The 19,155-nt window shown below is 74.2% G+C and carries 16 protein-coding genes and 3 pseudogenes; 7 read left to right on the forward strand and 12 right to left on the reverse strand.

Translation table 11 applies throughout. The features are described from left to right. A pseudogene (locus tag ACWEV0_RS32545) lies at positions 1-231 on the reverse strand (polysaccharide deacetylase family protein); the annotation flags it as partial. Positions 232-321: 90 nt separating this feature from the next. Between ACWEV0_RS32545 and ACWEV0_RS32550 the strand changes: the two are divergent. Next, positions 322-768, forward strand: a complete 447-nt coding sequence (locus ACWEV0_RS32550; protein WP_453153323.1) for a universal stress protein — start codon at positions 322-324, stop codon at positions 766-768. 27 nt (positions 769-795) lie between these two features. Here the strand turns inward: ACWEV0_RS32550 and ACWEV0_RS32555 are convergent, their stop codons facing one another. Then, a complete protein-coding gene (locus ACWEV0_RS32555; RefSeq protein ID WP_453153324.1) occupies positions 796-1,995 on the reverse strand; it encodes a CapA family protein in 1,200 nt (399 codons plus the stop codon). Between the two features lie 239 nt (positions 1,996-2,234). Between ACWEV0_RS32555 and ACWEV0_RS32560 the strand changes: the two genes are divergently transcribed. The 3 genes from ACWEV0_RS32560 to ACWEV0_RS32570 all read left to right on the forward strand — a co-directional run bounded on the left by ACWEV0_RS32560 (position 2,235) and on the right by ACWEV0_RS32570 (position 3,871). Beyond that, the gene (locus ACWEV0_RS32560) at positions 2,235-2,816 is read left to right on the forward strand and encodes a sigma-70 family RNA polymerase sigma factor (RefSeq protein ID WP_453153325.1); all 582 of its coding nucleotides are present in this window, start codon (positions 2,235-2,237) and stop codon (positions 2,814-2,816) included. A gap of 5 nt (positions 2,817-2,821) precedes the next feature. Then, positions 2,822-3,241 (forward strand): PaaI family thioesterase, encoded by a 420-nt coding sequence (locus ACWEV0_RS32565; RefSeq protein ID WP_403790091.1) that lies wholly within the window; start codon positions 2,822-2,824, stop codon positions 3,239-3,241. Between the two features lie 186 nt (positions 3,242-3,427). Next, positions 3,428-3,871, forward strand: coding sequence for a hypothetical protein (locus tag ACWEV0_RS32570; RefSeq protein WP_453153326.1), 444 nt, complete (start codon positions 3,428-3,430; stop codon positions 3,869-3,871). Between the two features lie 4 nt (positions 3,872-3,875). Here ACWEV0_RS32570 and ACWEV0_RS32575 read toward each other — a convergent pair whose 3' ends face one another. The 7 genes from ACWEV0_RS32575 to ACWEV0_RS32605 form a co-directional block, all read right to left on the reverse strand. Continuing rightward, positions 3,876-5,081 carry a sensor histidine kinase gene (locus ACWEV0_RS32575; protein WP_453153327.1) on the reverse strand — a complete coding sequence of 402 codons (1,206 nt, stop codon included), beginning with the start codon at positions 5,079-5,081 and terminating at the stop codon, positions 3,876-3,878. Beyond that, on the reverse strand, positions 5,078-6,901 hold the full coding sequence (locus tag ACWEV0_RS32580) for a sodium/solute symporter (protein ID WP_453153328.1): 1,824 nt from the start codon (positions 6,899-6,901) through the stop codon (positions 5,078-5,080). Before ACWEV0_RS32580 ends, ACWEV0_RS32575 begins: the two co-directional genes overlap by 4 nt. Positions 6,902-6,926: 25 nt before the next feature. Then, entirely contained in the window at positions 6,927-7,310 is a 384-nt protein-coding gene (locus ACWEV0_RS32585; protein WP_453153336.1) for a hypothetical protein, read from the reverse strand. Positions 7,311-7,395: 85 nt separating this feature from the next. Continuing rightward, complete coding sequence (locus ACWEV0_RS32590; RefSeq protein WP_453153329.1) at positions 7,396-8,154, reverse strand: LytR/AlgR family response regulator transcription factor; 759 nt, start codon at positions 8,152-8,154, stop codon at positions 7,396-7,398. Positions 8,155-8,194: 40 nt separating this feature from the next. After that, positions 8,195-9,079, reverse strand: coding sequence for an Fpg/Nei family DNA glycosylase (locus ACWEV0_RS32595; protein WP_453153330.1), 885 nt, complete (start codon positions 9,077-9,079; stop codon positions 8,195-8,197). Between the two features lie 76 nt (positions 9,080-9,155). Further along, a complete protein-coding gene (locus tag ACWEV0_RS32600) occupies positions 9,156-11,174 on the reverse strand; it encodes a SpoIIE family protein phosphatase (protein WP_453153337.1) in 2,019 nt (672 codons plus the stop codon). 204 nt (positions 11,175-11,378) lie between these two features. Then, positions 11,379-12,578, reverse strand: a complete 1,200-nt coding sequence (locus tag ACWEV0_RS32605; RefSeq protein ID WP_453153331.1) for a DUF6777 domain-containing protein — start codon at positions 12,576-12,578, stop codon at positions 11,379-11,381. 211 nt (positions 12,579-12,789) lie between these two features. Here ACWEV0_RS32605 and ACWEV0_RS32610 point away from each other — a divergent pair. The 3 genes and pseudogenes from ACWEV0_RS32610 to ACWEV0_RS32620 all read left to right on the forward strand — a co-directional run. Next, a pseudogene (locus tag ACWEV0_RS32610) lies at positions 12,790-13,599 on the forward strand (YndJ family protein); the annotation flags it as partial. A gap of 182 nt (positions 13,600-13,781) precedes the next feature. Next, positions 13,782-14,321 (forward strand): annotated as a pseudogene (locus ACWEV0_RS32615) (DUF1990 family protein); the annotation flags it as partial. Between the two features lie 283 nt (positions 14,322-14,604). Further along, positions 14,605-16,032, forward strand: coding sequence for a lipase maturation factor family protein (locus ACWEV0_RS32620; protein WP_453153332.1), 1,428 nt, complete (start codon positions 14,605-14,607; stop codon positions 16,030-16,032). A gap of 112 nt (positions 16,033-16,144) precedes the next feature. Here ACWEV0_RS32620 and ACWEV0_RS32625 read toward each other — a convergent pair whose 3' ends face one another. The 3 genes from ACWEV0_RS32625 to ACWEV0_RS32635 all read right to left on the reverse strand — a co-directional run bounded on the left by ACWEV0_RS32625 (position 16,145) and on the right by ACWEV0_RS32635 (position 18,893). Next, positions 16,145-16,315: a hypothetical protein gene (locus ACWEV0_RS32625; RefSeq protein ID WP_451609497.1), complete on the reverse strand. Its 171-nt coding sequence runs from the start codon at positions 16,313-16,315 to the stop codon at positions 16,145-16,147. A gap of 277 nt (positions 16,316-16,592) precedes the next feature. Beyond that, positions 16,593-18,089 carry an SDR family NAD(P)-dependent oxidoreductase gene (locus ACWEV0_RS32630; RefSeq protein WP_453153334.1) on the reverse strand — a complete coding sequence of 499 codons (1,497 nt, stop codon included), beginning with the start codon at positions 18,087-18,089 and terminating at the stop codon, positions 16,593-16,595. 72 nt (positions 18,090-18,161) lie between these two features. Then, a complete protein-coding gene (locus ACWEV0_RS32635) occupies positions 18,162-18,893 on the reverse strand; it encodes a (2Fe-2S)-binding protein (protein WP_453153335.1) in 732 nt (243 codons plus the stop codon). Positions 18,894-19,155 lie beyond the last annotated feature (262 nt).

The following is a 19,155-nucleotide window of genomic DNA, read 5'->3' on the forward strand; positions in this document are numbered from 1 at the left end:
CTGCGCGCGCGCCGGGGCGCGGGCGGGGGCGGGGGGGCCGGGGGCGCGGGGTGGGGTGCGCGCGGCCGGGGTGGGGGCCGGCCCGGCCGGGCCGGCGCCGGTGGCGGTGGTGGCGGCGTCGGAGCCGGTCAGGCGGTCCGTGGCGAAGACCCCGACGGCGGCGGTGGCACCCAGGGCGGCGGCGAGGCGGAGCAGCGACCGGCGCCCGGTGGTCGTCTCATCCTTTTTCATGACCAATAGTGCGAACGGTGGACGGCCCGGGCCGCGCAGCGACACCGGCCCGCCGACCGAAAACACCTGATGAGCCGATAACCTCGAAGGGTGAGTGGTTTCGAACGGGGCACGGACGGCCCGAAGGTGATCGTCGCCGGGCTCGACGGCTCCGCGTCCTCGATGCGTGCCGCGTCCTACGCGGCGGGGCTCGCGCGGCGGCAGCACGCGCTCCTCGCCCTCGTCTACGTCCAGCCCGTGCTCGCGGCGGGCGCGGCGCTCGGCGCGCCGGTCGCCGGCACCACGGAGGAGATCGCCGAGGGCCTGGTGGCCGACATCCGGAAGGCGGTCGACCACGTCAAGGACACCTGGCAGGTGCGCTGGGAGTTCCACACCTTCCCCGGGGACGCGTACGCGGGTCTGGTGGCGGCCGCCGACGAGCTGAAGGCGGACGCGGTGGTCGTGGGCGCCTCGGAGTCGGCCGGCCACCGCATCATCGGCTCGGTCGCGGTGCGGCTGGTCAAGGCGGGCCGCTGGCCGGTCACCGTCGTGCCGTGAGCAGGTCCCCGGCACGCCTTCCCGGGGCTACTCCCCCATGACCAGGCCGTCGTGGGCGGCGCCCCGGCCGAGGACGGTCTCGCGGATGGCGTCCCGGGTCTCGGCGTACTGGCCCTGCCCCTCCTTGACGGCGGCGTTGAGGTTCACCACCCGGCCGCGGGCGGTGTCGAAGAACTGCGGCACGAACTCCGCCTTGGCGACCTCCCAGCGGTGGCCGGGCGCGGCCGGCGGGGCGAAGGTGAAGCGGGCCAGGGTGCCCATGTTGCCGCGCCGGTCGTGGGCGCCCTCGTAGTTGATCATGTCGCCGGCGATCTGGTCGCCCATGCCGTAGACGATCCAGGTGCCGTTGACCTTCTCGTACGCCTGGGGGATGTGGGCGTGGGTGCCGATGATCAGGTCGATGTCGGGCCGGTCCCCGGTGCGCGAGGCGGTGAGCGCGCGGCCGAGGGTGAGCTGGCGCTCGTCGGGGGCGGTCTGCCATTCGGTGCCCCAGTGGATGGAGACGACCACGACGTCGGCGCCGGCCTTCCGGGCGGCCCGGGCGTCCTCGACGATCTTGTGCTCGTCGATCAGGTTGACCGCCCAGGGCTGTCCTTCGGGCAGCGGATAGCCGTTGGTGTCGTACGTGTAGGCGAGCTGCGCCACGGTCGCCCGCCCGGCCTTGAGCAGCGTGGGCCGGGCCGCCTCGGCGGCGGTACGGGCGGAGCCCGCGTGCCGCACGCCCGCCTTGTCGAGCGCGTCGAGGGTGCGGCGCAGGCCGTCGGCGCCGTCGTCGAGGGAGTGGTTGGAGGCGGTGGAGCAGGAGTCGTAGCCGGTCGCCTTGAGGGCGGCGGCGACCTCGGGTGGCGACTTGAAGGCGGGGTAGCCGGTGAACGGGCCGCCGTCCTCGCCGTACACGGTCTCCATGTGGCAGATGGCCAGATCGGCTTGGGAGACGACGGACTTGACGCCGGAGAGCATGGGGCGGAAGTCGTAGCCCGCGCCGCCGGCGTCGGCGGCGGCCTGGCGGATGATCGAGTCGTGCGGCAGGACGTCACCGGAGGCGACGAGGGTGAAGGGGACCGGCGCGGACGCCGCCCCGGACACGGCGGGCCGATGCGGCGCCCGGCTCTGGCCGGGGGTGCCCGGACCGCGGTCGGGGGTGTGGGCGGTGACGGCGCAGCCGGTGGCCGCGGTGAGCAGGGCGACGGCGAGGGCCGCCGCGCCGGGTCGGGTGCGTGAGGTCATCTGCCGGCTCCGCTGGTTCGTAGGATGAACATCTGTTCAGCCGAATTCACCTTGCGGAAAAGCCGCAGTCAAGGGTCAATGCCGCAGTTCGCAGCAAACCCGCTGAATCGGACGCAAGGCTTCCGTTCGACCGTCGGCCCGACCGTTCGTCGTGCCATTCGCCGCTCAGCGCGACCGTTCGTCGCAGACCCTTGCCCGATCCCTGTCCGTCACCGTTCGGATGCGTTCCGATACGGCACATGACGACGGCGACGGCAACCACGGACGAGCGGGACCTGAGGGAGCTCCAGCGTGAGCACGGCCAGGCGCTGCTCGCGTTCCTGCTCGGACTGACCCACGGCGACCGGCAGCGCGCCGAGGACCTGGTCCAGGAGACCCTGGTCCGGGCCTGGCAGCACCCGGAGGCGTTCGACTCCGCGTACGACTCGATGCGGCCGTGGCTGTTCACGGTGGCCCGGCGGCTCGCCATCGACGCGCGCCGCCACCGGCTCGCCCGGCCCACCGAGACGGGCGACGGGCTGCTCGCCCTCACCGCCGACCCGGCCGACACCACGGAGTCCCGGGACGCCGCGCTCGACGTCCGGGCCGCGGTCCGCGGCCTCAGCCCGGAGCACCGCGCGGTGCTCTTCCGGCTCTACTTCCGCGGCCTGACCGTCAGCGAGGCCGCCGCCGAACTCGGCATCCCGGCCGGCACCGTCAAGTCCCGCTCGCACTACGCGCTGCGCCAGCTCGGCCACCGGCTGCCCGGCTACCGGCCGCGCCGGCACCCGGCCGGTGGCGGCGAGGCCGTTGCCCGGCCCGCGGCCCCCGCCCCACAATGACCTCCGTGACGCTGACTCTCGCCGCCGCCGAAAAGGTCCTCGCCGACAACTTCGCCCCCTGGGTGCTCGATCTGGGGCTCTCCGTGGCCTCCGTCGACACCGAGGGCCACCAGGCCGTCCTCCGGCTCCCGTGGTCCGACCGGCTCGCCCGGGAGGGCGGCGGGCTCTCCGGCCAGGCGCTGATGGCCGCCGCCGACACCGCCACCGTGATCGCGGTGGCCGCGGCCCGCGGCGGTTTCGTCCCCATGACCACCGTCCAGCAGTCGATCAGCTTCCAGCGCGCGGTGCTCGGCACGGACGTCCTCGTCCACGCCCGGCTCACCAAGGCCGGCAAGCGGATGGCGTTCGCGGACATCACCATGACCGCCGACGGCACGGACGAGCTCGCCGCCCGGGCGACGGCCGTCTACGCGCTGCTCGGCTGAGTCACCGCCACCTCCCCTGCACCCGACCCCACTCCCGTCACACGGCTCCCACCTGCACCGATGCGGCCGGGATCCGTATCCGAATCGGGACGGGCCAGTTGAGCCAAGTGCGCCCCGCGCGTGCCGTTCTCGGAGCAGGCTCGGTGTCGGGGCCTCGTCCAGGACATCCGGGAGAAGGTGGAAACGGTGCTGCCCGAAAGCATCCCCATGGACTGGCTGTGCGCCGAGTACGTCGCCGACGACCTGCTGCGCGCCAGCGGGCTCGTCGCGCCGGATTCGCTGGAGTTCCGGGCCGGGGTGCAGACCCTGGCACTGACCATCCTGCTGTCCCGGGCCGGCGGGGACGGCGCCGGGACGGACGGCTGGCTGCGCCGCACCGCCCACGACCATCCGTGGTCCGCGTGGGTCGAGGAGCGGCTCGCCGAGGCCGAGGCGCGTGTGCCGGGCGCGGATCTGGACCTCGCCCGGGACACCTGGCGCCGGCTGCGGGCGACCGAGCTGCGCGCCGCCGACCTCGCGGGCCTCGCCGGGCTCGCCGGGCCCCGCGGCATCGACGAGGAGCGCCAGGTGTGGCTGCCCGCCTGGCAGTTGGGCGTCGCCCTCGGGCATCTGGCGCTGCACCTGTGCTGACCGCTCAGCGGGCGGGGTGGACTCCCGGCCGGTACTTGGGTATCCGGACCGTCACCTTCATGCCGGCGCCGATCCCGGTCTCGATGACCAGGCCGTGCTCCGCCCCGTACACCTGACGCAGCCGCTCGTCCACGTTGGACAGACCGATGCCGCCGGCCGAGGGCCGCTCGCCGCGCAGGACGGCGCGCAGCACCTCCGGGTCCATGCCCACGCCGTCGTCCTCGATGGTGACCACGGCCTCCGCGCCCGCGTCGCGTGCCGCGATCACCACCCGGCAGCCCTCGGCGGAGTCCTCCATGCCGTGCTTGACCGCGTTCTCCACCAGCGGCTGCAGGCAGAGGAACGGCAGCGCGACCGGAAGGACCTCGGGCGCGATCTGCAGGGTGACCTTGAGCCGGTCGCCGAAGCGGGCCCCGGCGAGCGCCAGGTACTGCTCGATGGCCCGCAGTTCGTCGGCGAGCTGGGCGAACTCGCCGTGCCGGCGGAACGAGTAGCGGGTGAAGTCGGCGAACTCCAGGAGGAGTTCGCGGGCCTGCTCCGGGTCGGTGCGGACGAACGAGGCGATGGCGGCGAGGGAGTTGAAGATGAAGTGCGGGGAGATCTGCGCGCGCAGCGCCCGTATCTCCGCCTCGACGATCCGGGTGCGGGAGCGGTCCAGCTCGGCGAGTTCGAGCTGGACGGAGACCCAGCGGGCGACCTCGGTCGTCGCCCGCACCAGGACCGCCGACTCGCGCGAGCCGTACGCCACGAGCGCGCCGAGCACGCCTTCCTCGCCCGTCAGCGGTGCGATCACGGCCCAGCGCAGCGGGCAGTCGTCGTCGGAGCATTCGGTGTGCGCGGAGCGGCTGCGGCCGGTGTCGAGCGTCTCGCGGACCAGCTCCCGTACGTGCTCGCAGTGGTGTGCCTCGCCGGGGCCGTCCCAGGCGAGGACCGCGGCCCGGTCGGTGAGGCACAGGGCCTCGGTGCCGAGCAGGGAGCGCAGTCGTCCGGCCGCCCTGCCGGCGGTCTCCTCGGTGAGTCCGGCGCGCAGCGGGGGCGCGGCGAGCGAGGCGGTGTGCAGGGTGTGGAAGGTGGCGCGTTCGACGGGGGTGCCGAAGGCGAGGTCAGCGGCGCGCCGCCCGCGCCGGGCGGTGATCCGGCCGAGGACGACCCCGGCGGTGAGCAGCGCGGCGCCGACGGCGCCGGCCGCGGCCAGGACGACGGCGGTCACCGAGTGGCCCCTCTCCCGGCCTCCGGCCGGGCGGACCCCCGGCCCGTCTCGCCCGGCTGTGGCTTGCCGCTGAACTCCTCGGGCAGGTGCAGCCGGGCCAGGATGCGGGGTGTGCCGGCCGGGACGCGGCGCGGGGTGGCGAGCGACACCAGGATCATGCTGAGGAAGCCGAGCGGCACCGACCAGACGGCGGGCCAGGCGAGCAGGGTGTGCGGCCAGCCCGCGGGGGCGAGTCCGGCCCGGGTGGCCGTCACGGCCGTCAGGGCCGAGCCGCCGCCGAGGAGGAGTCCGGCGACGGCGCCCGGCGGGGTGAGCCGGCGCCACCAGATGCCGAGCACGAGCAGCGGGCAGAAGGAGGAGGCGGAGACGGCGAAGGCGAGTCCGACGGCGTCGGCGACCGGCACGTCGGTGGCGACGATCCCGGCGCTCAGCGGCACGGCGGTGGCGAGGAGGGTGGCGAGCCGGAAGTGCCGCACCCCGCCGCGGGAGACGCCCCGGGCGGCACCCCGGGCAGCGCTGCGGAAGGCGCCCCGCGTGGGCAGCACGTCCTGGGTGAGCACCCCGGCGACCGACATGGTCAGCCCGGAGGCCGTCGACAGGAAGGCCGCACAGGCCCCGCCGGCCAGCAGCGCGCCGAGCAGGTCGCCGAGCACTCCGCCGAGCATCCGCTCCGGCAGGACGAGCACGGCGGCGTCGGCGGCGCCGGTCAGGGCGAGTTCGGGGGCGTAGATCCGGCCGAGCGCCCCGTAGAGCGGCGGCAGCAGATAGAACACGCCGACCAGGCCGAGCACCACCAGGGTGGTGCGGCGGGCGGCCCGGCCGTTCGGGCTGGTGTAGAAGCGCACGGCGACGTGCGGCAGGCCCATGGTGCCGAGGAAGGTGGCGAGGATCAGTCCGTACGTGGCGTACAGCTGGTGACCGTCGCGGCCGCCGGCGAGCGGCTGCGACCAGCCGAGGGGGTCGGCGTCCGTCGAGGCCCGCTCCGGGACCCGCGCCCCCGCCGGGAAGGCGAGTTCGGTGCCCCGCTCCACCCGGTGCTCACCGGGCTGCAGGGTGACCGTGGCCCGCTCGTACGTCCGCTCGTCGACGCGGCCGGTGACGGTGAGCGTGACCGGGGCGGCGACCTCGATCCGTACCGTCTCGGCGACCCGCGCCGCGGTGTGCGCGCGGATGACGGCGGGCGCGTCGAAGTGGGCGCGCGGGGCGCCGTCCCCGTACCAGGCCCCGATCAGGAAGAAGGCCGGGACCAGCAGGGCGGTCAGCTTCAGCCAGTACTGGAAGGCCTGCACGAAGGTGATGCTGCGCATGCCGCCGGCGGCGACGATGCCGGTGATGACGAGCGCGACGACCAGGCCGCCGAGCCAGTCGGGGGCGCCGGTGAGGATCTCCAGGGTGAGCCCGGCGCCCTGGAGCTGCGGCAGCAGATAGAGCCAGCCGATGCCGACGACGAAGAGGCTGGCCACCCGGCGGGCGTGCGGCGATTCGAGCCGGGCTTCGGCGAAGTCGGAGAGGGTGTACGCGCCGGAGCGGCGCAGCGGGGCGGCGACGAGGAGCAGCAGCACGAGGTAGCCGGCGGTGTAGCCGACCGGATACCAGAGCATGGCCGGGCCCTGCAGCAGGACGAGTCCGGCGACGCCGAGGAAGGAGGCGGCGGAGAGGTACTCGCCGCTGATGGCGGCGGCGTTGAGGCGGGGGCCCACGGTGCGGGAGGCCACGTAGAAGTCGGAGGTGGTGCGGGAGATGCGCAGGCCGAGGGCGCCGATGAGGACGGTGGCGAGGGCGACGGCGGTGACGGCGGCGATCGCGTAGCTGTGGTTCACGCGTGCCCTCGTCCGGGACGGGGGCTCACCGCTCGACGAGGCCGGTGAAGTCGCGCTCGTTGCGCTCGGCGCGGCGCACGTACCAGTGGGCGACGGCCCACACCACCGGGTGGACGCCGATGCCGAGCGCGAGCCACACGGCGGCCTCGGGCGCGGGCAGCGCGAGCAGCAGCGGCAGCGAGCCCACGAGCAGGGCGAGCCAGCCGAGGCCGATGAGGGCGGCGCGGAGCTGGCTGCGCATCAGGGAGCGGACGTAGGTGTGGCCGAGGGTGGTCTGTTCGCTGATCTCGGAGCGGGCCGGCGGGTGCTGCGGCCGGGTCCGGGGCCGGGGCACGGACCCGCCGCCGACGGCCGAGGCGTACGTGACGGTCTCGCGGCGCGGCCGGCGCGGGGGAGGGTGCTCGGACATCGGCAGCTCACGGTCGGTCATGATCGGTCGGGGCCCGTGAGTCTACGCAGCGGCAGACCGGCGCGGTAGGGGGCGTCTTCCGTGGTCAGCCGCCCGCCCGCCGCATCAGCAGGTCGCGCAGCTGGCGGGCGTGGCGGCGGGAGACGGCGAGTTCGGCGGTGCCGACGCGGACGGAGGTGGCGCCGCCGTCGAGGCGGAGTTCGTCGATGCGGCCGAGGGCGACGAGGTGGCTGCGGTGGATGCGGACGAAGCCGCGGGCGGCCCAGCGCTCCTCCAGCGTGGAGAGCGGGATGCGGACGAGGTGGCTGCCCTGGTCGGTGTGCAGGCGGGCGTAGTCGCCGTGCGCCTCGACGTACGCGATGTCGTCGACGGACACGAAGCGGGTGACGCCGCCGAGTTCGACCGGGATCTGCTCGGGCGCGGGCGCCTTCTGGGCGGCGGACGAGGCGTGGACGAGCTCGTGGACACGGCGCACGGCCTCCGCGAGCCGTTCCCGGCGCACCGGCTTGAGCACGTAGTCGACGGCCTCCAGGTCGAACGCCTGGACGGCGAAGCCCTCGTGGGCGGTGACGAAGACGATGAGCGGCGGCCGGGCGAAGCGGCCGAGCAGCCGGGCCAGGTCGAGCCCGCTGAGCCCGGGCATGTGGATGTCGAGGAAGACGACGTCGATGCCGTCGCCGTCGTCGCGGTCCGGTCCGGCGTCGAGGGCCCGGCCGATGCGGCGCAGCGCCTCGGTGGCGTCGGCGGCGCCCTCGGCGGCGCGCACGCGCGGGTCGGCCCGCAGGAGGTAGAGGAGTTCACCGAGGGCCGGCGCTTCGTCGTCGACGGCCAGTACGCGCAGCATGCCCGGGAGTCTACGCGGGCGGCCGTTCCTGGAAACGGGGCTATTTCAGCAGCTTGGACAGGCGCCGGTCGGCGAGCGGCTTCCCGCCGGTCTGGCAGGTGGGGCAGTACTGGAGCGAGGAGTCGCTGAACGAGACCTCGCGGATGGTGTCCCCGCACACCGGACAGGCCTCGCCGGTGCGGCCGTGGACGCGCAGTCCGCTCTTCTTCTCGGCCTTGAGCCGGCCGGCGGCGAGCCCGTGGGAGCGGTCGACGGCCTCGGCGAGGGTGGTGCGCATCGCCTCGTAGAGGCCGGCGGTCTCCTCGGCGGTCAGGTTCTGGGTGGGCTTGAACGGGGACATCCTCGCCGCGTGCAGGATCTCGTCGCTGTACGCGTTGCCGATGCCCGCGATGAGGCTCTGGTCGCGCAGCGCGCCCTTGATCTGGCGCCGTTCGCCCGCCAGGAGAGCGGTGAAGGCGGCGAGGTCGAAGTCCTCGGCGAGCGGATCGGGGCCGAGGCGGGCGATGCCGGGCACGTCGGCGGGGTCGCGGACCACGTACACCGCGAGCCGTTTGGTGGTGCCCGCCTCGGTGAGGTCGAAGCCGTCACCGCCGGTCAGCGCGACGCGCAGCGCCAGCGGGCCCTTTCCCGGTTTCGGCGGCCCGGACGGCAGCACGTCCTTCCACTGCAGCCACCCGGCCCGGGCGAGGTGCGTGACCAGGCGCAGCTCCCCCGGTCCGCCCCCGGCGGCTCCCTCCGTGGCGATGTCGAGGAACTTGCCGTGCCGGGCGACGCCGGTGACCCGCGCCCCGTGGAGCGCGGTGACCGGCGGGTCGTACGTCTTGAGCACGCTGATCGCGACGGGCAGGACGCGGGCGATCTCCTTGCCCACGAGGTGCTCGTCGAGGAACTCGCGGAGGGCTTCGACCTCGGGCAGCTCGGGCATGCCCCCACCCTGCCGTACGGGCGGGGCGGGCGCCCGTCGGAGCCGCGGCCCGTGCGCGGATCCGGGCCCCGCCCGGTCACTCCTCGGGCTGCTCGATGACGAACTCGCACCATACGCACTTGCCGCTGCCGCGCGGTTCGACGCCCCATGCGTCGGAGATGCTGTCGACGAGCAGCAGCCCGCGGCCGGAGACGCCCGAGTCGCCGGCCTCGCGGCGCCGCGGCAGGGCGCTGGAGCGGTCCTCGACCTCGACGCGCAGCCGGCGTTCGGGGGCGGGCAGCATCCGCAGGGTGACGATGGCGCCGCCGTCGGTGTGCATGAGCGCGTTGGTCGTCAGCTCGTCGGCGACGAGTTCGATCTCGAAGGAGCGGCCGGCCCCGCCCCAGGCGCGCACGGCGGCGCGGATCATGTGGCGGGCGGAGCTGAGCGCCTCGGGGTCGTTCTGGCCGACGTGCTGCTGGAGCCGGCCGCCGGCCCGGTCCGGGTAGGCGCCCTCGCGGCGGAGCAGCAGGACGGCGACGTCGTCCTCGCCGCCGCGCTCGTCGACGACCTCACAGAGGTGGTCGGCGAGTTCGTCGAGGTCCCTGGGGCCGCGCTTGACCAGGGAGGAGAGCCACTGGAGGCCCTCGTCGAGGTCGGCGCCCGGCTTCTCGACCAGGCCGTCGGTGTAGAGCAGCAGGGTCTTGCCGGGGTCGAGTTCGAGGGTGGTGACGGGGTAGTCGAGGCGGCCGAACTCGGCGGAGAGCCCGAGCGGGAGTCCGCCCTCGACGGGGACGCGGTGCGCGGTGCCGTCGCCGTCCTGGACGAGCGGGTCGACGTGGCCGGCGCGGACGATCTGGACGAGTCCGGTTGCCGGGTCGGCCTCGGCGTACGTGCAGGTGGCGAAGCGGTCGGTGTCCAGCTCGTGGAGGAAGACGGAGGCCCGGGCCATCACGGCGGCCGGGGTGTGGCCCTCCGCCGCGTAGGCGCGCAGCACGATCCGCAGCTGGCCCATGACGGCGGCGGCGTGGGTGTCGTGGCCCTGGACGTCGCCGATGACGAGCGCGACCCGGCCTCCGCCGGCGCCTGCGGTCTGTGAGGTGCCCCCGGGCAGCGGGATGACGTCGAACCAGTCGCCGCCGATGTCCCGGCCGAAGCGGGCGGAGCGGTAGCGGACGGCTATCTGGGCGCCGGGCACCTCGGGGATCCGGCGCGGCAGCATCGCCTGCTGGAGGCCCTCGGCGAGGTCGTGCTCCTGCTCGTACAGCATGGCCCGCTGGAGGCTCTGGGCGATGGAGCTGCCGAGCGCGACGAGCAGGTTGCGCTCGTCGGCGCTGAAGCCGGTGCGGTCGCTGTAGAGCAGGCCGAGGGCGCCGATGGGGCGGGCCTGGGCGATGAGCGGGAGGTAGGCCGCGGAGGTGATGCCGAGGCCGCTGATGTGCGGCCAGAGGATCGGGTAGGAGGCGGCGAAGTCCTCGGGCGACTCGATGAAACGGGGGCGCAGGGTGCGGATGACCTCGCTCATCGGGTACGGCTCGTCCACCCGGGTGAACCGGGTGCCGGGCACGAACGCGCCTTCCCGTCCTTCGGCGACCAGGTGGATGCGGCCGGCCTCCATGAGACCCACGACGAGACTGGCGGCGCCGAAGTACTCCAGGCCCTGGGAGTCGCCGAGCAGGTCGATGATGTCCTGGACGGTGCGGGCGTGGGCGAGCGCGGCGGTGGTGCCCTCGACGACGCTGGTGCGCTGTCTGCGGCCCTCGTCGAGGCCGAGCCGGGCGGCGGACTCGGTGAGCTCGTCGGAGGCGTCGCGGATGATGCCGACGATACGGACCGGGCGGCCGGTGCCGTCGCGCCGGACCAGCCCCTGGGTGTGGGTCCAGCGCTGGGAACCGGCCCGGGTGCGGATCCGGAAGTAGGCGCCGTAGTGGTCGCTGCCGTCCTTGAGCGCCTGGGCCACCAGGGTGTCGAGCCGGCGGCCCTCGTCGGGCAGCACGCGGGAGCCGAGGGTGGCGGGGTGGCCGTCGTAGTCGCCGGGATCCATGTCGAAGACGTTCAGGGCGCCCTCGTCCATGGTCATCCGGCCGCTGACCAGGTCCCAGTCGAAGCTGCCCATCCGGAACTCCTGGCCGAACTCGTGCAGGAAGCAGCACGTCTGTCCCGCCGGTCCCGCCTCGCAGCGGCATCGCTCGGCCGCCTCCCCACCCGGTCTTCCCGCGCTCATGGGGCCACGCTAGGCGCAGGCCCGGCCGAGCGCACGACGTAGATCGGAACAGCTTCGCAACAACATTCGAGTGAAGGCTCGCACCGGGCCGGCCGGTCAGCCCTGGAAGGTGTCGGGCTGCTGCCGCGGTCCGGTGTCGGCCGGGAACAGGTCGTCGGAGGAGGGCGGCGGCTCGGGGATCGGGAGGTCACTCGGACCGTCCGGCACGTCCGGTACGGCGGGGAGGTCCGGGCCCACGGGCGCGTCGGGCCCGACGGGCGCGTTCGGGGTGTCCGGCGTGTTCGGCGTGTCCGGTGCCGGTACGGTCCTGCCGCCGTCCGGCGCCGGGCTGACGGGGTCGGGCGCGACCCGGTCCGGCGACGGTCCGGTCGGGGTGCCGGGGTGCGTGGGGTTCGTGGGGTTCGGCGGCTGCTGCGGGGCGGTGGGGCTGTCCGGCAGCGGCGCGGGCGGTGCGGTGACGATGTCGCAGGAGGCCGGGTCGCAGGGCGGGAGCACGTCGGGCCTGCGGTCCGCGTCGCCGTCGCTGCCGGTGCGCCGCTCGATCCAGGTGTTGTCGGCGGCGTTCACGATGACCAGGCTGGTGACGACGGTGCTGGTCGGGGTGACGCTGACGACCCGGTCGGGGCGGTAACCGGGCCAGGGCTGGCCCGTGTGGACGGCGCCCGGGGCGGCGGCCGGGGAGCGCAGCGGGTTGCCGCAGGCGCAGCGGACCCGCGGGGTGCCGTAGCGGTCGACGAGCACGGCGGTGCCGGCCTGGAGCACGGACTGGAAGGTGGTGACGTGGCCGCCCTGGTAGCCGTGGTTGGTGACCCGGGCGTCGGCGCGCAGGAGGACCGGGGTGAGGCCGCGCAGCCAGCCGGCGAGGTTGGCCTCGGGGATGCCCGCGGCCTCGGCGAAGGCGCGGCCGCGGGCGGGTTCGGCGGTGAGGAAGGCGATCTGCTGCTGGACGTTGCAGCTGGCGACGGAGCGGGTGCCGCCGTAGAGGCCCGGGGTGGCGCCGGTGAGCGCGCGGCCGGCCGGCGCGGGCCCGTCGACGCCGGTGGCGGGCGAGGCGCCAGTGCCGGCGGGGGCGCCCTCCTGCGCGGTGGAGGCGGTGAAGGGGGCGGGGCCCTGGCTGCCGGCCGGCTGGAGCAGCACCTCACGGGCGACGGCGGGGGCGGCTGACTGCTCCGCGCCCGGCTCGCCGGTGTCGCCGCGCAGGGAGCAGCCGGCGAGCAGCGCGGCCGAGGCCAGCGCGGCGAGGACGTACGGGACGGTGGGGGGCCGCGAGGGCCGTCGTCTGGTTGCGTCGCGCACGGGGTCTCCCACCTCGTCCTTGCCGTTGATCGTTCCTTCCTGTCTGCCGCAGGGCCCGGGATGCCGCAATCGGGGCGCGTCCATCCGGCCCCGGTCGCCCGGGGGACCGGCCGCGGATCACTCCGCACCCCAGCACTTGAACGCGTTCAAGGAAACCTCTACGCTCACCGGACGAAGGGTTGAACGTGTTCAACAGGGGGGTGCCGGTGCCATGTCCGTGCTCGTCGGACTGATCGTGATGCTGGGGATGTTCGCCGTGGTCCCGGTCGGGCTCCGGCTCCTGGACGACTCGCCGCCGGGCAGCCTGCGGCTGCTGGGCCGGCTCTGGCCGCTGCTCGCCGCTCCCGGCGCGGTCTCGCTCTGGCTCCCGCGCTCGCCGCTCGCCGCCGCTCTGGCGGGCGTCTACGCCCTGGGCACCCTGGCCCTCGCCCTGCACGCCCCGGCCCGCCTCGCCCGTACGCGGAGCCTGGCTCCCGCCGAGGTCGCCGCGCTCACCGCCCTCGCGACCCCGGCCGTCGCGGGCCTCGCGCTCGTCGCCGAGCGCGGCGGGCACGAGCTGTTCGGCTTCGAGCTCGGCATCCTGGCCCTGACCGTGCCCCACTTCCACTTCGCGGGCTTCGCCGCCGCGCTCGTCGCGGGACTGGTCTGCCGTGCGACGGACAGCCGGGCGACCCGCTTCGCGGCGCTGAGCGTGCCGCTCGGCACCCTGCTCGTGCTGCTCGGCTACTTCGTCGACGACTGGGCCGAGCTGGCCGGCGCCCTCGTCCTGACCGCGGGCATGTGGGCCGTCGCCCTCGCCACCTGGCGCGAGCTGCGGCCCGCCTCCCCCGATCCGGTGACCCGGGCGCTGCTCGGGGTCTCGGCCGCGGTCCTGGTGGCGACGATGCTGCTCGCGCTGAGCTGGGCGCTCGGCGAGGCGACCGGGATCCCGCACCCGAGCCTGAGCTGGATGGCCGCGACGCACGGCCTCGGCAACGCGCTCGGCTTCGCGGTCTGCTCGCTGCTCGCCTGGCGCCGCCTCGGCCGAACCCGTACCGCCGCCCCGGCAGGTGACCCGGCCGGCCGTCCCCGAACGACCGCGCCGGCCGGCAATCCGGCCGCCCGTCGCCGTACCGCCACCAGCGTCGCCGCCACCACCGTCACCCTCACCACCGCCACCGCCACCGCCCTCACCGTCCCCGCCCGCCGAACGGAGTCCCCGGCATGACCCGCCTGATCCGCAGCCTCTCCGACCACGCCACCACCGGGCCGAACTACGCGGAGGTCGGCGCCACCCGCACCGGCCCGCTGCCTGCTGCCGGCTACCACCACCTGCACCACACCGTCCGGGTCGGCCGGGGCCGGGCCGCCTACCTGGCCGCGGGCGAGGCCGTGACCACCTGGGCCATGCACCGGGCGACCGGCGCCCGGGTGACGAGCGCGGCCGGCCGCGCCGAGCCGGGAGTGACCCTGGAGGTGTCGCTGGGCTTCGGCCCGGTCCGGTTCACCGCGCCGTGCCAGGTGATATGGACGACGTACACCGCGTCGGAGACCGGCTTCGCGTACGGCACGCGGACCGGGCACCCGGAGTGCGGCGAGGAGTCCTTCGTGGTCGACCTGCGCGAGGACGGCTCGGTGTGGTTCACGGTGACCGCGTTCAGCCGGGCCGCCGCCTGGTACACCCGGCTCGGCGGCCCGGTCGTACGGCGGCTGCAGCACGCGTACGCCCGCATACTCGGCCGGACCCTCGCCGATCTGGTCGCGCGCCGGGCCGCCGGTCCCGCCGAGGCGCTCCCCGGGGACCGATCGGAGCTACGCTCTTTCTGTACTCACCCGTGCTCCTCGAAGGAGGCGGCCATGAGCCAGTACGACGAGTACACCAACCCCTCACAGGCCGAGGGCGAGCGCCTCGACGAGGACATGGACGCGACGCAGAAGGCGCACGTCCACGCCGAGGTCACCCGCACCACTCCCTCCCAGGCCGAGGGCGAGCGGACGGCGGACGACGACGACCGGAAGCGCTGACCGGCCGCGCTGACCGCGGGCGATGGACTGGTTCACGGCCCCCGACTACTGGCTGACCCGGATCGTCTTCCAGCGGGGGCTCGCCGGGCTCTACCTCGTCGCGTTCCTGTCGGCGGCGCTCCAGTTCCGGGCGCTGATCGGCGAGCGCGGGATGCTGCCCGTGCCGGAGTTCGTGCTCCGGGTCCCGGCCCGCCGGGCGCCCAGCCTGTTCCAGTGGCGCTACTCCGACCGGCTCTTCGCGACCGTCGCCTGGGGCGGCGCCGCCCTGGCCCTCGCCCTGGTGGCGGGCGCGGGCGACGCGGTGCCGCTCCCCGTGTCTATGCTGCTGTGGCTGCTGGCCTGGGCGCTGTACCTGTCGATCGTGAACGTGGGGCAGACCTGGTACTCCTTCGGCTGGGAGTCACTGCTCCTGGAGACCGGCTTCCTCGCCGTGCTGCTCGGCAACGACGACACCGGCCCGCCGATCATCGTCCTGTTCCTGCTGCGCTGGCTGCTGTTCCGGGTCGAGTTCGGCGCCGGGCTGATCAAGATCCGCGGGGACCCCTGCTGGCGGGACCTGACCTGCCTCTACCACCACCACGAGACCCAGCCGATGCCCGGCCCGCTGAGCTGGTTCTTCCACCATCTCCCCCGGCCGCTGCACAAGGTCGAGTGCGCCGCCAACCACGTCGTGCAGCTGGGCGTGCCGGTGCTCCTGTTCACGCCGCAGCCGGTCGCGACGGTCGCGGCCGGACTGATGATCGCGACCCAGCTGTGGCTGGTGCTCTCCGGGAACTTCGCCTGGCTGAACTGGCTGACCATCGTCCTCGCCCTGTCCGCCCTGGACGGCTCGCTCGTCTCGGGTCACGACCACCCGCAGCCCGAGGCGCCGCTCTGGTACGTGGTCGTGGTGTGCGCGGCGGCGGCCCTGATCCTCGTCCAGAGCCGGCACCCGGTGCGCAACCTGATCTCCCGGCGCCAGGCGATGAACCGGTCCTTCGACCCGCTGCACCTGGTCAACACGTACGGGGCCTTCGGCACGGTCGGCCGGGTGCGCGACGAGATCGCGGTCGAGGGCACGGACGACCCGGCGCCGCACGCGGGCACGGTGTGGCGGGAGTACGGCTTCAAGGGCAAGCCGGGCGACCCGCGCCGGCTGCCGCGCCAGTTCGCCCCGTACCATCTGCGGCTCGACTGGCTGATGTGGTTCGCGGCGCTCTCCCCCGGCTACGCCCGCGACTGGTTCGGGCCGTTCGTGGAGCGGCTGCTCGCCGGCGACCGCGACACCCTGCGGCTGCTGCGCCACAACCCGTTCCCGGACGCGCCGCCGACCCATGTGCGGGCGCGGCTCTACCGCTACCGGTACACGACGTGGCGGGAGCTGCGGGAGACCGGGGCGTGGTGGCACCGCACGCTGCAGCGGGAGTACATGCCTCCGGTACGGCTGCGCGAGCCGGCCGAGCGGGACTGAGGCCGCCCCGGGAGGTGCCCCCGCTCCGGACACGGCCGTGCCCCCGGCGACATACCCGTGCCCCCGGCCGAGGGGGCTCGGCCGGGGGCACGGGGCGAAGCGTCGTTGCGGTTCAGTCGATGCCGGGCAGGATGTGCGGCTCGGCGAGGTCGTCCTCGTAACCGGCGAGGCGGATCGGGGCCGAGCGGGCCCACACTTCGAGGCTGCCCAGCTCTCCGGGCCGGCGCTTCCGCTCGGTCGGTTCGGCCGGGCGCTGTTCCTGCTGCGTCAGTTCTGATGTCACCGCGCACTCCTTCGTGTCGCGTGTCGATGGGGACTTGAGGCCGTTCGGTCGCGGTTGCGCCGTTCTTTCGGGCGGGACCGCGGCCTTGGTGGCAGGCCAGTCCCCCGGCCGGCCGTGGAGGTTCGGTGAAACCTCGGATGGCCGACCGTGGACATCAGACTAACCAGATGAGCGCCTCAGCGCTCTATGGGGCGCGAAAGTGTGACGCGATCGAGTGACAGTGGCCCGTTTACCGGGCCTCACCAGCGAAAACGCTCGATCATCGATCAGAATCGGGTCACCACTTGCCGGGGCTGTAGTCCTTCAGGAACACGCCGTAGACGTCGTCGCCCTGCTCGCCGCGGACGATCGGGTCGTAGACCCGGGCGGCGCCGTCGACCAGGTCGAGCGGGGCGTGGAAGCCCTCCTCGGCGAGCCGCAGCTTGTCGAAGTGCGGACGCTCGTCGGTGATCCAGCCGGTGTCGACCGAGGTCATGAGGATGCCGTCGGCGTCGAACATCTCCTGGGCGCTGGTCCGGGTCACCATGTTCATGGCGGCCTTGGCGGCGTTGGTGTTGGGGTGACCGGCACCCTTGTAGCCGCGGCCGAAGACGCCCTCCATGGCGGAGACGTTGACGACGTACGCCCGCTTGCTGGCGGCCTTCGCGGCGGCCTCGGCCATGACCGGACGCAGCTTGCTGATCAGGATGAACGGCGAGGTGTAGTTGCACAGCTGGGTCTCGAGCAGCTCCACCGGGGAGATCTGGTCGATGGTCTGCACCCAGGTGTTGGACTCCACGACGTCCGGGACCAGGCCGCCGGCGTCGATGGCGGTGCCGGCGTGGTGCCGCTCGATGCTGGCGTTGCCGGCGACGAGGGCGAGGTCGGCGACCTTCTGCGCGTCGAGGCCGCTGACGCCGACGGGCAGCGCGGCCAGGCCGTCGACCGCACCGGAGTTGAAGGCGCCGATGACGTGGTGCGCGGGCAGTTCGCCGGCGGGCAGCGGCGCGCTCTCGCCCTCGACCAGGGCGGCGTACGCGGAGGGCAGCCGGCGCACGGTCTGGGTGGCGTTGTTGACCAGGATGTCGAGCGGGCCGGCGTCGGCGACCTGGTCGGCGAGGGCCACGGCCTGCGCCGGGTCGCGCAGGTCGATGCCGACGACCTCCAGGCGGTGCATCCAGTCCACGGAGTCCTCCATCGCCTTGAAGCGGCGGATGGCGTCCTTGGGGAAGCGGGTGGTGACGGTGGTGTGGGCGCCGTCGCGCAGCAGCCGCAGCGCGATGTACATGCCGATCTTGGCGCGGCCGCCGGTGAGCAGCGCGCGCTTGCCGGTCAGGTCGGCGCGGGCGTCGCGCTTGTCCCGGTTGAGGCGGGCGCAGTCCGGGCAGAGCTGGTGGTAGAAGTAGTCGACCTCGACGTAGCGGGTCTTGCAGGTGTAGCAGGAGCGCGGGCGCTGGAGTATGCCGGCGATCCTGCCCTCCTCGGTGATCGACGACGGCAGGATGCCCTCGGTCTCGTCGTCGATGCGCTGGGCGGAGCCGGTCGCGGTGGCCTCGGTGACCGCCTTGTCGTGGGCGGTCTTGGCGGCCCGGCGCTCCTGGCGGCGGCGCTGCTTCACGGTCCGGTAGATGCCGGCGGTGGCACGGCGGACGGTGATGGCGTCCGGGTGGTCGACGTCCAGCTGGTCGAGCTCGTCGAGCACGCTCAGGCAGACGGCCAGGCGCTCGGGGTCGATTCCCGGCCCGTACTCCTGGGACCCGTTCTCCTGGGACTGGGTCTCTTCGGTCACCGTCATGGCCTTCGTCGTTCCTCGATCGCTCGCGCCTGCAGTACTTCCGGCATTTCCAGCACTTACAAAGACGCAACTTTACGGAGCCGGGGGCCGCCGCTCCAAACCCGTACGGGGAGGGTGTTCGAACACACAGTCGCCGCAGACGCCGCCGGACGGGACGCGGTAGTAGAGGCAGCAGCTGGTACGGCGCAGGGCGGGGCCGCGGAGGGTGCCGACCAGGTCGGGGTGGTCGAGGAGGCCCCGGACCAGGGCGGCGGCGCGTGCGGCCGCGTCGGGACGGTCGTGGGCACGGGCCCAGCGGAGGAGTTCGCGCAGCGCGCCGGCGAGCGCGGAGCCGGCGTTGCCCCAGAGCAGGCGCGGGGAGATCCGGCCGTCACGGGCGAAGGCGGCGTGCAGCGGAACGAGGTGGGCCTCGTGGACGGCGGCGCGCAGCTCGGCGACGGTCGCGGGGCGGGTGGCCGTGCCGGACCACCAGAGGTCGTCGGGCGAGGCGAGGGCGCCGTCCCAGTGCAGCGCGTCGGGCGCGAGGTCGGGGAAGCGGCCGTGCAGGGCGGCCGGGCCGAGGGCGGTGGACCAGAGGCGGGCGGCGAGGCCGAGCTGGGCGACGGAGGCGGCGACCCGGCGCTCGGTGACCCCGAGGCGGGCGGCGACGGTGTCGACGCGCGCGGTGAGCGGGGAGTCGTCGTGTCCGGCGTACAGCTCGGCGAGCGGGCGGTGGGCGGCGGGGGCCGGCCGGGCGGGCGGGGTGGTGCGCAGCGCGAAGAAGCCGCCGAGCCGTGCGCTGTGATCGAGTCCGTCGACATCCACCCGGGCATCTTTCCACCCCTTGAGATGAAATCGATCATGTCCGGCCACTTCTGGTCATCTATTGGTCAAGTAGAGATCAAGGGGGTCTCAAGAGAGCAGGTCGGCCGCGACTCTCAGCGCATGTCTGTCACGACTCCCACCTCTCCCACCCCCGCGAAGACCGGCCGTCGCGGGGTGCTCTCGCTCGCCCGGCATCCCGAGGACGCCCGGCTCGTGATGGAGAACCTGCGCCACGATCAGCTTCTCGCCATGCAGAACCAGC

This window comes from Streptomyces sp. NPDC003943, from assembly GCF_053605265.1.